Source organism: Neobacillus sp. SRL179 (genome assembly GCF_984799095.1).
The window spans coordinates 3,309,362-3,322,880 of the sequence record NZ_OZ481792.1; the positions used below are offsets into that span (position 1 = coordinate 3,309,362).

A 13,519-nucleotide genomic window follows, 5' to 3' on the forward strand; every position below is an offset into this window, starting at 1 on the left:
TAGTACTAACTATTAATACTATACGATAATATCTAGTAAAAGTTCAATCATCTTATTAATATTCAGCCCACATTTGCCTGCTCCAATCTATACTTATCTTAATATCTTTCGGATAAAAAGGGAATTTTAACGGTTATTTCAATTCAAAATATTAGTTTTCCCTTTTCTTTATCTCCGTAAACAAAGCAAAAAAGGAAAGCTTCGAACTTTCCTTTTAAACGGAATTATTTTGCTGGTTGATATTCCACAGCTACATAATTGGTTTCGTCAATTTCTTTTTTCACTTCTAGCATTATTTTGTTTGCTTCGGAAGCGGAAGGCTTCTTTTTAGCTTTAACTGTTACGATGACTTTTTGTCCATCTGCTCTTACAAGTACATCGTCATATCCCATTGTTTTAATAAATGTTTCTAACAATTCTTCACTTTGAGCAATTTTATGCAATTGATCCATTTGATCTTTTACTTTACTTTTTTCATCTGCGGAAAGATCGGTGGATGCCAGCTGAGTCGTTAACTCCTCTTGCTGTTCACTGCGCAAATCTTCAAGCTTCATTCGAAGTTCTTCGAATGCTAAATCACCTGCTACGCTTGAAACAACTGTTTTTCCGTCCTTGGTCTCTGTTTTCGTTTTACCTTGATTTTGATCTTTCGCTTTTTGCTGCAGGGCTGTAAGGTCATTGCTCTTTTGTTCTGGTGAAGTAATATAGTAAACCGATAACACCACCACTAAACTTAACATTGTTAATAACCAAACAGTTTGTTTTTTCAATAGCATAAATGAAATCCCCCTTTTATTTTTTAGGCATGACAGCGACTCTATGGCTTGGTACTCCTAAAGCCCTTGTAACTGCTTCCTTAATCCATTTTTTTACCTCAATATTATCTGCTCCCTTGGCAACTACTAGTACTCCGCGAATCTCTGGTTTCTTGGTTTCTACAATAATAGGAACTTCTTTTTCTCCTTCACGGATAATGACCAGTTGTTCATCCGTTGAGGAATCAACTACTTTCCGCTGTCCACCTTCGCGGTCCGTCTCATCTGTTGTTTGCGATTTGGTCACCCTATTTTTCTCAAGTACTTTCTTATCGGTTGAATCAATCGTTACGAGAACGGTGACATCACTAACACCCAGCATTTCTTGCAAAGCCTTTTTCATTTGACTTTCGTACTTTTCCTCATATTCCGCAATGGCCTTATTGCCTGAACTTTTCTTCAGGCCAAATGCAGGTACATCCTCAGAATTCACTTTTTCACTTGTTGCTGCTGGGACTGTTGCAAGGCTGCTGTCCTTTTTAAATAATATGTTTCCTGCAAGCATAAACGCTGCACCAATACAGAGGACAAGAATCATATACTGGTATTTACCGGGTTTTTTCTCACCCTTATTATCAAGTTTAAGTATTTTTTTGAGCCATGATAATGGTCCTTGGTTGTTATCCATTATTGTTTTTAATCCCTCCTTCAATCGAAACTTCCACAGCTTCTTCTGTTACATTCCATTTCTGTGAAAGAAATGAGGCAATCTTTTCTGTTTCTTTAGTTGATCCACCAGAAGGAAGAGGTTTCTCTGTATTAATTTCGATTTGTTTTACTGCTTCGACTGTCTTCAGGCCTTTTTCTGGCTGTTTTAGAAGAACCATTACCTTTTGGAGGTTTTCGGGAAATGCTTGGTCACTTTCTTCATTTATGGCTAGATCAATTTTTTCAATCTCCAATCCGTATTGTTCCATCAACTCCTCATTAACATCCTTTTTTAGCTGGACAGCCATTTCTTTTAAAATATATGCATGTTGTGAGGCTTGTATTTCTTTTTTCTTTAAATCTATGGAATTTTTCATATTTTTTTCTCCAGGTGCATGGTAGGTTGGGATCGAATCAAGTACTGATTCAAAATCTTTGGTGATTAGCTTGAGGATGGGAGTAAGAATAATGGCAATTAAGAGTAGACCGGTAACAATTTTGGTATATTTCTGCATGCTGGAATTCGGAAGCAGCATATCGATGACAGTTGCTAACAAAATAAAGAGGATTATATTTGTAACCCATTCTGTTAAAAAATCCATCTCTCATACCCCCTATCTCACCATCATCGTTAAATTTCCAGCGGCAACAATCACCGTGATACTTAAAAAGAACATCAAAGACACAATCCCTAGGGCAGCGAAGACATAAATAACACTTTTACTGATAATATCAAGGCATTTTATTATGGGGCCTCCGCCTAATGGCTGTAAGATGGCTGCTGCAAATTTATAAATGAACGCGATCATTAATATTTTAATAGCAGGAAAAGCTACGATTAGTAATAGAATGGCAACGCCTGCAATCCCAACCGTGTTTTTTAAGAGGACAGATGCACTTACCACTGTATCAGTGGCATCAGTAAACATTCGTCCAATCACAGGAATGAAGTTTCCTGTAACAAACTTTGCCGTTTTGATCGCTACTCCATCGGTTACAGCCGCACTTGCACCTTGAACAGAAATAACTCCTAGAAATACGGTTAAGAAGAGACCCATTAAACCAATACTCCAGTTTCTTAATAAAGCAGCTAATTGTGAAACTTTGTACTGCTCTGACATGGTACTCACAATGCTTAGCAAGGTAGCTAAAAAGAGGAGTGGGAGGATAATATACTGCATAAATAGTCCGCTCATGTTCATTAAAAATAAGATAACGGGATGAAAAAAAGCAGCCGATACTAGTCCACCCGAAGCAGCAATTAGGGCTAAAAGCAGGGGAACAAGGGCAAGAATAAAGGAGATCATCGTACCGATTGCTTCATTTGTATAACTGATAGCAATATGAAAGCTGTTAAGGGCAAGAATAACTAATACCATATACACAATGGAGTAGGAAACCTTACTGATTGAACTCTTTTCGAAAGCGTTTTGCATAGATTGAAGAAACATACTAAAAATGGTCAACATGATTAACGAGCCTAGTAATTTACCGTTGGCTACAAATTCATGAAAGGCAAATTTCAAAGCTCCCTTTCCCCATTCTTTTAAGGAAAACTTCTTATCTCCCTTCACAAAATCGTACAGGCTGCCTTTTTGACTTTCAGGAAGAAAGCCGCCATATTTATTAGTAACATCCTCCCAAAATTGCTTCATCTCTGTTAAATCCAATGTTTCTAACTGTTGGTCAACCATGTCCTGAGGTGATAGGATTGGAGAAGTACCTTTTGTCTCTTCTGCCGCTTGGACAATGGGCATTGTAAAAAATAAGATTAGGAATATCATAATAGGAATAAACTGCAACTTTTGCTTCATACACATTCACACCTCTTTTAAGGTCTCCTCAGCTAGGAATTAATTTTAGTATTGTCTCAATTAACACAGTTAAAATAGGTATAGCCATAGTGAGAATGATAATTTTCCCTGCTAATTCAATCTTAGAAGCAATCGCACCTTGACCAGCATCTTTTGTAATTTGTGTTGCGAATTCAGCAATATAAGCAATGCCTATAATCTTGAGAATGGTTTCTACATAAACCATATTTACTTTGGCATTTACTGCAAGTTTTTCTAGCATATGAATGATTTCAAAGATCTTATCGACCAAAAACAGAAAAATTGTACAGCCCACAAAAACTACTAAAAGGAAAGCAAAATTAGGCTTCTGCTCCTTGATGATTAAGGCAAGAAAGGTGGCGATGAGAGCTACACCGACTATTTTAATGATTTCAATGGCGGAGCCCCCCTCTCTATTGAAATAAGAAAACTGATTTTATTTTCTGAAAAAGATCATCTACAATAGTTGCAACCTGGAATAAAATATAAATGAACCCAAATAATGTAACCCATTGTGCGTATTCTTTCTTTCCGACTTGGTCAAGCACAGTATGCAAAAAAGCAACAACGATACCAACACCAGCTATCTTAAAAATAATATCCACTTCTAAACCCATTGCTTTTCCCCCTAAAATAATAAAATAATCAGTAATAATCCTGATAAGAATCCAAGACTCTTCATCATTTTTTCATATTTTGCCTGTCTGTCGATGGCATCAGCTTCTTCTCTCTCAAGATGGGAAAGAGTTAGCATAATATGTTTTTGCTGGGAAAAGCGATCATGACGGCCAAGAGTTTCCCCAAACTGCTTCATAATTTCAAATTCTCCCTGTTTTAAGGCAGTGGACTTCCAAACTTCTTTTAAACTAGTTTCCCATGCAGCTTTAACGGTTGTCTCCGTATCAGTCAACCTTTTTGCAAAGTCCTCAAAAAAGCCTGATAGTGGCCTTGAAAGCTGTGCAGCTAACCTCCTTGCTGCTTCATGTAAAGGTGTATGACTATACATGATTTCTGCCTCAAGGGATTGTAATGCAGACCTTAGGGCTCTAAGTTGCTTCGGACGTTCACTAAAATTCCGGGCTGCTTCGAACCCTGTCCATGTTGTTGCAACAATAATGATAATGGCACCTAGTAACTTGATCATTTAGGTCACACTCACTTTTCGATGCACTTCCTGTCCATTTGCATCAAGTATTCGGGTAATGGTACCAGGACCTGATGACCTGCTAAGAATCACAAACCTTTCAAATATTCTCTGGTCAATGATCTCCTTAAGCGATGGCCGTTTTTTTATTTCTTCTAGATTTGAACCGTGGGTGGTCATGATGAGTTTTATACCAGCATGGACGGCCTCTTGAATGGCCTCAGCATCCTCCCTGCGTCCGATTTCATCGACAATCAATATATCTGGGCTCATGGAGCGAATCAGCATCATCATACCTTCTGCTTTAGGACAAGCATCCAAGACATCCAGCCTAGGACCAAAGGTCAATTGGGGTACACCGTTTAAGCAGCCTGCAATTTCACTACGCTCATCCACAATTCCTACCTTACTCGCCTCTATGCCTCTTGCCCTGTTCCCAGAAGATATAATTCTAGCAATATCTCTCAAAAGGGTTGTTTTTCCTGTTTGTGGCGGTCCAATCAACATGGTGTGCTTCCATTTTCCCTGAAAGATAAATGGAATGATTGGTTCTGCAATCCCTATTTTTTCTCTAGCAATTCTAATGTTAAAAGACGAAATATCCCTTATCGCCTTAACCTTACCATCCTCAAGAATAACTTTTCCCGCTAATCCGATGCGATGACCGCCAGACACTGTTATATATCCGCGTTTTAGTTCTTCTTCTAGCGTATAAATGGAAAATTGACTGATTTTATTCAGAAGATGAAACGTATCCTCAGGCTGAATAATATACGATAAAAACTTGGGTACTCCCTTTAAAGTCATCTCAATGGGGCGATTAATACGAATCCTGATTTCCTCTAATTCTTCTTTTTCTGCAGGAGGGATTTTGCTCATTTGGTCTGCAATATTTTTTGGTAAAAAGTTTAGGATTGTTTCCACGGACGCTTCCTCCTTTTGCCTTTCTCATTATTTTAAATGTATGCCTGCTTGGACACATTATGACTTTCAAATCTGTTTAATCCTTTCTATTTTTTTCAGTACTTTAATAGAGCCATCATTGATATATGAGTTAGCGAAGAAAAAGGAACATTTATTGAGGACATCCATAATTTATAGAAGGCAATAAATATAAGGAGGAATGAATTTGTATAATTATCTGCACCCTCATCGAAATGGCCACCCTCCAAAAGGCCCGCTAATAAAAGTGACGGGTGAAGGAGAACTAGCCACGCCACCTGATTCCGCCTCAGTAAACGTAGGGGTGATCACTGAAAATAAGGAATTGATTAAAGCACAGCAGCAAAATTCTAGTGAAATAACAAAGGTGATCAATGCCCTCCACACACTAGGAATTGCACAGCCGCACATTCAGACATTCGATTATCGTATTGAATCAGAATATGATTATGAACAAGGAAAACAGTTATTTAGGGCATATAAAGTCACGCATCTGTTACGGGTGATCATAAAAGATTTATCATTGGTAGGGAAAGTAGTAGATACTGCAGTACAAAACGGGGCAAATTTTGTTTCTAACATACAATTCATAATTGAAAATAAGGAGGCTGTTTACTTACAAGCATTAGAAGTTGCCCTTCAACATGCTTTAGAAAAGGCAAAGACAATTGCTTCAACATTAAATGTTACTTTAAATCCTACACCCATTTTAGTGGTGGAAGATGTAAATACAAGCTTGCCTTTATATCCTCATGCTGAAGCACTTGTCAAAGGAGTCAGTTCTACACAAATCGAACCGGGACAAATTAAGGTGAAAGCTACACTTACTGCTGATTTTCACTATCAACCTAAATTCCAAGGGACATGAAGAAAGAAGAAGAAGGATGGAACCTATTGAAAAGGTTCCATCCTTCTTCTTTAAATAGTTAATTATCATACTTTTTTGCCCAGTTATATAATTGCATTTCAGTAATAGCACCATTAAAATGCTCTCTAATGACACCCTGTTTATCGATTACAAATGTTTCAGGCTGGCCCGTTACGTTAAACCGTTTGGCCACCTTAGCATTATAATCAAATAAATAAATCATTCCCTCTTTGTTATTATCAGTAGCTTTTTTAATCCGATCGATCGTTTCTCCTCGGTTGATCATAAGAAGTGGATACTTATCACCATAGTCCTTTTGAAACGCAGCTAGTTCAGGGAATTCTTCTTTACATGGTGCACACCAAGTCGCAAAATAGTTTAATATGACAACTTCACCGTTGTAATCAGAGAGTTTAGTGGTCTTACCCTCATAATTTGGTAATTCAAACTTGTATGCTTTATCACCCACATCAGTGTTTTTGCCTTTTGTAACCATGCTATACCCAAAAAATCCAAACATACCAACAATCAGAATCAATACAAGTAATTTGATGACTCGCTGGTTCATCGTGATTCCCCCCTGGGACATCCACAACAAGGATACTATTTATCCAGCTGCTTCAAAAATTCAATTTCTTTTTTAAGCTTTGTATGTCTTTTTCCTAAAATTAACACATAAGCAAAAATGACAACCCAGGCAACAGAATAAGCACCATACATAAATTCAAAACCCATGATAAACTCCTCCTAATGATCCATTTTTTCTCTTAATTTTTCTTTGTACCGTTCAACCTTAATTCTCATATTTTCAAAAGAAACACCCTTATGAAGAAGGTAGGAATAAAGAATGGTAAAAGCTGCTAATGAGACAAATAGTGCGGTTAGCATGGTTCCTTCAATACCGCCGCCGGTTTGAGAAGCACCTTCACCAAAGACAATTGGGTGGAACTTAGTTTGCCACCAGCGGATGGCGAAAAATACAATTGGAACATCTGCAAATCCAATAATTCCAAATACAGAAGCTAGTCGAGCTTTTTTATCCCAAACGCCATCCATTTGCCGAATCATAATGTAAGCAATATAGATAAAGAATAAGATTAACGTGGTAATTAACCGTGGTTCCCATACCCACCATGTATTCCAGGATGATTTTGCCCAAATAGGACCGGTTGTTAACACTATAATGGTAAAGACAATACCAATCTCAGCAGATACATAGGCATAAGTGTCAAATATTCTTTTTCGCTTGACTAAGAACAAAATACTGAATACAAAAGTCACAAAAAACGCCATAAAAGCCAGCCAGGCTGAACTTACATGAAAATAAAAAATCTTTTGGGCAGCGCCCATTGTTTTTTCCTCTGCTGCAAAGATAAAGATAAAATAGATCGCAACTAACATGGAAATAACCGTACTGCCAAACAATATAGCAGAAAGATTGATTCGCTTTGTATCCCTTGCCTGTGATCCAGGGAGCACCACTTTCGCTTGCTCGAGATTCATACTCATATTTAAACCTCCAATACATAATCAATTAATAAGAAACATACAACGAAAAAGATAACATCATAGGCAGTAACCAACTGAATCCATGCCAATGCACTTGAGAACTTTTCCATATTTGTCAAGATTATTCGAGTTGCCTGTACCACACCAATTAAAATGGGTGTAGTAATTGGAAATAACAGGAGTGGCAGAAGCATTTCACTACTCTTAGAATTAGCTGCCAGGGCTGCTAAAAATGTGCCAATCGCAATAAATCCAAAAGTGCCCAGAAATACTACTAAGATAAAGTATGGAATGCTGCCAAAAAATTTAAAGTCGAATAATAGAAATAAAAACGGAATTGAAACTACTTCAACCAAAAGCATCATCGTAAAGTTAGCAAAGAACTTTCCTAAGTAAATACTTGCTGAATCCATCGGTGCAACCAACAAACCTTGAATCGTATCATTTCTCTGCTCGGAGATAAACGACCTGTTAAGCCCTAGAATACCGGCGAAGACGATGATCACCCAGATAACTCCAGGTATGACTGCTTTTGTCGTATTATTAGCTGGATCAAATGCAAAGCTGAAAACGACAATTACTAATCCAGCAAAGATCATTTGCGTTACCATGATTTGTTTTGTCTTTAATTCTGAGTATAAATCCTTTTTTGCTAGGAAGAGGGCCGTGCGTAGTAGATTCATGATACACCCTCCACTTGCTGTTCATATTTTTTAGAAAGTACATCTATGTTCCGATTGTCAACCATAAAATCATCTACAATCTTCCCATTTTTCACAATAATAACCCGATCACAAATTTCTGCTGCTTGCTTGAAATCATGGGTTACCATCAACGTTGTTGCTCCTTTTGCCTTCATTGCTAAAATGACATTGTTTAAAATCGCGATCGCACCTTGATCCAATCCTGTATGTGGTTCATCTAACAGAAGAATTTCTGGATCATGGATTATTGCACGAGCAATGGCAATCCTTTGAATCATACCTCGTGAGAAGTTTTTGACTGGTTCATTTAAAAAGAATGATAGTCCTACCTCTTTTATGAGCTCCATTGCCCGTTGTTCTACCCCTTTAACTCCATAGATATTTCCATAGAAAACGAGATTTTCTAATGGAGAATAATGATCATAAAGCAAGCTGGAATGGGGTAAATAACCCAATAGTTTCTTAATTTCAATCGGGTTCTTTTTTAAATCGTAACCTTTGATTAATACCTGTCCTGATGTTGGTTTTATTAAAGTTGCGATGACCTTTAGAAGAGTACTTTTACCTGCACCGTTTGGTCCCAAAATGGCAATTGTTTCTCCTTTTTTAATTGAGAGGTTTACACTACGTAAGATCTGCTTATTATCAGCTTGTTTCATCAGTTTTGTTATTTCTATCATTTGCAGTCCCTCCCCTCACAGCTTGCTACTCAACAAAATTACGTAAATTTAATTTAACTTGAACTAGATGCTGTTTATAGGCAGCAAGCTTGGCTTGGTATTCTGACTCGGAGAGTTTTCCATCCCCAAAGGTTTCTTCCAATTCAATGATTTTATCCATTATTGCTGCTTGCTTCGCCATTAATTGTTTAAAGGCCTTTTCCTCTTTATCGGCTCCAAGTCTTTCCTCTTCCAATCTAGCTTTTCGCTTAAAGTAGACAAAGTAAGAAATTCCTGCAATGATGATTGCACCGATTATAATCAAGAAGATGTGTGGGTTAAAGGAATGCAACGGCGATTGTGACCACATCCTTAAATGTCCTGGATTATGAAACGCTGGTGCTGTGTGGGTTACTGCACTATTATTTACATTTTTAGTTGATTCAGTCTGTTTGCTTTGATCTGCTGCAGGTTGAACGTCTTTATTGTAAACAAGTGTAAATGACTGGCCTTCCTTTAATCCTTCAATACTGTATCCATTGTAATTTTGGTCGTCGAATTTAAAGAGTCCCTGACTAGTAGATTCAACACCTTTTACTTCAATACTCCCCATGCCCTCAGGCACGAGAATTTGCATGATTTGAACTGGATAATCGACGGTTAGATTAATCTCTTTTCCTTTTGGAATCCGATAACTATAAGGTAAAACGGTTGTTTGATTCCCCGGTACAGGGGTTGTGGTAATAAAACCATTATCAACCTGCTTAAAGGCGATTTTGTTGTCTAAAAAGTTAAGGGCTTCTGCTTCCTTTGGCAGGGTGACAGTTAAAACCGCTTCACTCTTTTCATCACCCTTATATTCTTCAGCTGCTGTATTTGTATAATTAACCATATTCATCATATTGGTTGAGCCGTCTTCAGCTGGACTTACAACAATGTAATGCATATCAACTGTAATATTGGTTTCCGCTGCTAGCCCCTGAAATGGGAATAACAGTAATAGCCCGAGGAAGAAGACTGTGATTTTCTTGATCACTTTCCTTCCCCCTTTTTGTTTTTGTAACTTTTCATTTGAGCTTCAATTTCTTTTTCCACTTCTTTCAATAAATCCTGGTCGACACCCAAATCTACCTGCTGTTCCTCTTCTTTCATGATCTTAGCGACTTCTATCTCATATTGTCTTTTTAAATTTTTATAATCTGCATGAGAGATTTTATCCATTTTATACTCAAACTCTATTTCATTAAGAGTGGTTAACAGTGCTTCTTTTGTTGAAACCAAATCTTGATGATGCACATTTCCTTGTAAATAAGTGTCCCATTTAAATAGAGGTGCTAATAGTAGAAATAGACAAACAAGCGCTAATGCTGCCGTAAAAATCATCGAAATGATTGTAATATCCTGCATTTTTGTTCACATCCTAAAGATACTTTTTGCGTTCTTCTTCGATAATAGAAGAAAGAATCTCTCCTTCTACTTCATCCTCTGTGCTTACATTTTCTGTGACTATTTCTTCTTTACCTTTTTTCTTCACCCATTTGCGAATAATGATAAATACCGCTATAGCAGCTACCCCCAATACAACAAAGGGAAGCACCCAAGCGGTTAAACTAAAACCGCTCTTTTCTGGTGAGGTTAGGATTTCTTCGCCATAAATATTGACATAGTATTCACGGATTTTATCCTTATCCCAGCCTTTGTTCATCATCCCCACCAGGTCTTTTTTAAATTCAGTGGTGAGATTACAGGTATTAGGATCACATTCATAATGATCTTGACCACATCCGCAAGTACAGGCAAATTGTTGGGCAACTGCTTTAAATTCAGCAGATTTGTAGTCAATTTGTTTTGCTTCTACTCGAATGAAAGAACCTTGAAAGATAAACGCAATGATAAGGAGCGCAAGATAAATTTTATTCCTCATATCATGACACCTCTTTGCGAACTCCTGTGTATCTCGGAGTGACATTTCCATATTTTCCGTTCCAAACAGCAAACAATGCGCCAATAACAATCATGAACGATCCAAACCATAGCCAGTTCATCATTGGATTAACCTTAACAACAAATGTAGCTTTGCCATCATCTTCCCAGGCACTTAAGACAATATATAAGTCTTCCTTAACAGAGGAAATGATTGCCACTTCTGATGATGGTTGTTCCCAGTTACCATAAAATACTTTCTCCGGTTGGAAAGTGCCTAATTTTTTTCCATTTCTAAATACCGTTACATCAGCATAAACGATATCGTTGATGCCCTCTTTCTTTTGATCAAGACGATCGTAATTGATACGGTAATCTTGCAATTCAATAGACTGTCCGAGAGCCACTGTTTTCATTGTCTCTACGTCATAGTTTTGTGAACCGATGATGCCCATCGTAATAAAAGCAATCCCTAAGTGAACAATATATCCGCCATATCTGCGGCGGTTACGAATCATTAAACGATATAAAGCAACAAGTGGTGATTCTTTTGTCATTTTCCTTCTTGCTTTAACGCCGCGATAAAACTCTAAGAAGTGAGTAATTAATAATAGAATAATGACCCCATAACCAATGACTGCCCAGGCTTTTTGAATTCCTAATACAACCATTAAGATCATTCCAACGACAGCAAGTATGGCTGGAATCATGAAGTTTTTCTTAAGATTTTTTACGGTCGATTTTTGCCAAGCAAGCATCGGACACACTGCCATGACAAACATCATTGATAATAATATTGGTGCTTCAACCTTATTAAAGAATGGGAGACCGACCGTTACTTTTGTACCACGAACTGCTTCCGAAACTAGCGGGAAGATGGTACCCCAGAACACAGCAAACGCTGCACCAACTAGTAATAAATTATTTACTAAAAAGCTGCTTTCTTTTGAAACAAAGGAGTTGAATTCCCCTGCACTCCGTTTAAGGAGATTGTAACGGCTCATTAATACATAAAGTGCTAGAATAACAGCAACGCCCATGAAAATTAAGAAGTATAATCCTAGATTAGAGTTGGCAAATGCATGCACGGATGTTAATACGCCGCTTCGGACAAGGAATGTTCCAAATAGTGTTAAAGCATAGGAAACAATAATTAAGCTGATATTCCATATTTTTAACATGTTTTTCCGTTCTTGAATCATTACGGAATGCAGGAACGCAGTAGCTGTCAGCCATGGCATAAATGAAGCATTTTCAACTGGATCCCAAGCCCAATAGCCGCCCCAGCCAAGTTCAACATATGCCCATTGCCCGCCAAAAATATTACCTAAACTAAGGAACAACCATGCGACGATCGTCCAACGTCTCGTCATTTTAATCCAAAAATCATCAACATTTTTCAAAATTAGCGCTGCCATTGCAAAGGCAAATGGAACGGCAAGCCCTACATATCCGAGGTATAGGGTAACTGGGTGAATGATCATTCCAGGGTTTTGAAGCATTGGATTAAGACCCTTACCTTCAATCGGTATGGTATCCATTAAAACAAATGGTTTTGCCACAAATCCGAGAATAAAGAAGAAGAAAACCCCATTGGCCATTAAAATGGCTGAAATGTAAGGAACCATAGGGTTTCCCTTCATCTTCCTAGAAAAAGCAATCATAACCATGTAAAGCGTTAAGAAGAATGTCCATAATAACAAGGACCCAGCATTACCAGCCCATAGGGCAGTAAGTTTATAAATGATTGGCAGTTCACTGCTTGTATAATCATTTACATATTCATATTGAAATTGAGAAGTTGCTAAAAGGTAGAACAGGGAGATCATTGCCATCGATGCACAAACGAATAATGCAATCATTCCGCCTTTTCCACTATTGATGAGTTTTTGATTCTTTGTGCTAATCCCCAAAGTCAAAATAAGGAGTGTGTATATGGCAATGGCTAAACCTATATAAATTGTTGCGTTGGCAAATAAATACATTTCGTCACCTTCTTAACTAGCCTGTTATTTTTCACTCGGTGGTTGATTTAACTTATCTTTATGTGTTTCTGGATCATAGTTTTTAATATCTTTGCCTTCATATTTGGAAGGGCACCTTGTTTTTACTGTTTCAGCCACAAATGTATCTTTTTTTGTGGGTGCACCTTGTAGAATGGTAATAACTCCTTCTGAGAAGTTATCTGGTTTTGTTCCGTTATGAATAACATGCATGATGTTGCCATCGTTGTCTTTTACATCGAATTTCAATTCAATTTTGTCAGGATTCCACTTAATCGTGTCTTCCATTAATAAACCTTCCACCGTGACAAAGTCGTCTTTATGCTGCGCTTGTGTCGCCAAAAGTTCTTTCATTGTCAGTTCCACACCACTCGAACCTGGAGTAGCTGCCATTAATAGGAAAACAATAGCAGCGGCAATGATAAAACCACCCAACATTACAATCGTATTTTTTTTCATTCAACCCACC

General features: G+C 37.6%; 19 protein-coding genes. 1 reads left to right on the forward strand and 18 read right to left on the reverse strand.

Annotated features, from left to right (window positions below; translation table 11 throughout):
• Nucleotides 1-224 precede the first annotated feature (224 nt).
• The 8 genes from AC4E8C_RS16340 to spoIIIAA are packed head-to-tail and all read right to left on the reverse strand — an operon-like array spanning nucleotide 225 to nucleotide 5,366.
• Nucleotides 225-776 carry a SpoIIIAH-like family protein gene (locus AC4E8C_RS16340; RefSeq protein ID WP_490207712.1) on the reverse strand — a complete coding sequence of 184 codons (552 nt, stop codon included), beginning with the start codon at nucleotides 774-776 and terminating at the stop codon, nucleotides 225-227.
• A 16-nt stretch (nucleotides 777-792) separates the two neighbouring features.
• Nucleotides 793-1,443 carry a stage III sporulation protein AG gene (spoIIIAG, locus tag AC4E8C_RS16345; protein ID WP_490207713.1) on the reverse strand — a complete coding sequence of 217 codons (651 nt, stop codon included), beginning with the start codon at nucleotides 1,441-1,443 and terminating at the stop codon, nucleotides 793-795.
• Nucleotides 1,436-2,065 (reverse strand): stage III sporulation protein AF, encoded by a 630-nt coding sequence (spoIIIAF, locus tag AC4E8C_RS16350; RefSeq protein ID WP_490207714.1) that lies wholly within the window; start codon nucleotides 2,063-2,065, stop codon nucleotides 1,436-1,438. Before spoIIIAF ends, spoIIIAG begins: the two co-directional genes overlap by 8 nt.
• Before the next feature lie 12 nt (nucleotides 2,066-2,077).
• Nucleotides 2,078-3,277: a stage III sporulation protein AE gene (spoIIIAE, locus tag AC4E8C_RS16355; RefSeq protein WP_490207715.1), complete on the reverse strand. Its 1,200-nt coding sequence runs from the start codon at nucleotides 3,275-3,277 to the stop codon at nucleotides 2,078-2,080.
• Nucleotides 3,278-3,305: 28 nt separating this feature from the next.
• Complete coding sequence (gene spoIIIAD / locus AC4E8C_RS16360; RefSeq protein ID WP_490212591.1) at nucleotides 3,306-3,695, reverse strand: stage III sporulation protein AD; 390 nt, start codon at nucleotides 3,693-3,695, stop codon at nucleotides 3,306-3,308.
• Between the two features lie 16 nt (nucleotides 3,696-3,711).
• Nucleotides 3,712-3,915 (reverse strand): stage III sporulation protein AC, encoded by a 204-nt coding sequence (gene spoIIIAC, locus AC4E8C_RS16365; protein ID WP_026572556.1) that lies wholly within the window; start codon nucleotides 3,913-3,915, stop codon nucleotides 3,712-3,714.
• Nucleotides 3,916-3,926: 11 nt separating this feature from the next.
• On the reverse strand, nucleotides 3,927-4,442 hold the full coding sequence (gene spoIIIAB, locus AC4E8C_RS16370; RefSeq protein WP_490207716.1) for a stage III sporulation protein SpoIIIAB: 516 nt from the start codon (nucleotides 4,440-4,442) through the stop codon (nucleotides 3,927-3,929).
• Nucleotides 4,443-5,366: a stage III sporulation protein AA gene (gene spoIIIAA / locus AC4E8C_RS16375; protein WP_490207717.1), complete on the reverse strand. Its 924-nt coding sequence runs from the start codon at nucleotides 5,364-5,366 to the stop codon at nucleotides 4,443-4,445.
• Nucleotides 5,367-5,571: 205 nt separating this feature from the next.
• On the opposite strand from spoIIIAA, the gene AC4E8C_RS16380 reads away from it, so the two are divergent.
• The gene (locus AC4E8C_RS16380) at nucleotides 5,572-6,252 is read left to right on the forward strand and encodes an SIMPL domain-containing protein (protein WP_490207718.1); all 681 of its coding nucleotides are present in this window, start codon (nucleotides 5,572-5,574) and stop codon (nucleotides 6,250-6,252) included.
• 58 nt (nucleotides 6,253-6,310) lie between these two features.
• On the opposite strand, the gene AC4E8C_RS16385 is transcribed toward AC4E8C_RS16380, so the two are convergent.
• The 10 genes from AC4E8C_RS16385 to AC4E8C_RS16430 are packed head-to-tail and all read right to left on the reverse strand — an operon-like array spanning nucleotide 6,311 to nucleotide 13,509.
• Entirely contained in the window at nucleotides 6,311-6,820 is a 510-nt protein-coding gene (locus AC4E8C_RS16385) for a TlpA family protein disulfide reductase (RefSeq protein WP_490207719.1), read from the reverse strand.
• 35 nt (nucleotides 6,821-6,855) lie between these two features.
• Complete coding sequence (locus tag AC4E8C_RS16390) at nucleotides 6,856-6,987, reverse strand: CcmD family protein (protein ID WP_490207721.1); 132 nt, start codon at nucleotides 6,985-6,987, stop codon at nucleotides 6,856-6,858.
• A gap of 12 nt (nucleotides 6,988-6,999) precedes the next feature.
• Nucleotides 7,000-7,761: a cytochrome c biogenesis protein gene (locus tag AC4E8C_RS16395; protein ID WP_490207722.1), complete on the reverse strand. Its 762-nt coding sequence runs from the start codon at nucleotides 7,759-7,761 to the stop codon at nucleotides 7,000-7,002.
• 2 nt (nucleotides 7,762-7,763) lie between these two features.
• The gene (locus AC4E8C_RS16400; RefSeq protein ID WP_490207723.1) at nucleotides 7,764-8,444 is read right to left on the reverse strand and encodes a heme exporter protein CcmB; all 681 of its coding nucleotides are present in this window, start codon (nucleotides 8,442-8,444) and stop codon (nucleotides 7,764-7,766) included.
• Entirely contained in the window at nucleotides 8,441-9,145 is a 705-nt protein-coding gene (locus AC4E8C_RS16405; RefSeq protein WP_490207724.1) for an ABC transporter ATP-binding protein, read from the reverse strand. Before AC4E8C_RS16405 ends, AC4E8C_RS16400 begins: the two co-directional genes overlap by 4 nt.
• A 25-nt stretch (nucleotides 9,146-9,170) precedes the next feature.
• The gene (locus AC4E8C_RS16410; protein ID WP_490207725.1) at nucleotides 9,171-10,160 is read right to left on the reverse strand and encodes a hypothetical protein; all 990 of its coding nucleotides are present in this window, start codon (nucleotides 10,158-10,160) and stop codon (nucleotides 9,171-9,173) included.
• A complete protein-coding gene (locus AC4E8C_RS16415) occupies nucleotides 10,157-10,531 on the reverse strand; it encodes a hypothetical protein (protein WP_490207726.1) in 375 nt (124 codons plus the stop codon). Before AC4E8C_RS16415 ends, AC4E8C_RS16410 begins: the two co-directional genes overlap by 4 nt.
• Before the next feature lie 13 nt (nucleotides 10,532-10,544).
• Nucleotides 10,545-11,048 carry a cytochrome c-type biogenesis protein gene (locus AC4E8C_RS16420; RefSeq protein ID WP_490207727.1) on the reverse strand — a complete coding sequence of 168 codons (504 nt, stop codon included), beginning with the start codon at nucleotides 11,046-11,048 and terminating at the stop codon, nucleotides 10,545-10,547.
• 1 nt (nucleotide 11,049) lies between these two features.
• Nucleotides 11,050-13,032 (reverse strand): heme lyase CcmF/NrfE family subunit, encoded by a 1,983-nt coding sequence (locus AC4E8C_RS16425; protein ID WP_490207728.1) that lies wholly within the window; start codon nucleotides 13,030-13,032, stop codon nucleotides 11,050-11,052.
• A 24-nt stretch (nucleotides 13,033-13,056) separates the two neighbouring features.
• Complete coding sequence (locus AC4E8C_RS16430; RefSeq protein ID WP_490207729.1) at nucleotides 13,057-13,509, reverse strand: cytochrome c maturation protein CcmE; 453 nt, start codon at nucleotides 13,507-13,509, stop codon at nucleotides 13,057-13,059.
• Between the last annotated feature and the right edge of the window lie 10 nt (nucleotides 13,510-13,519).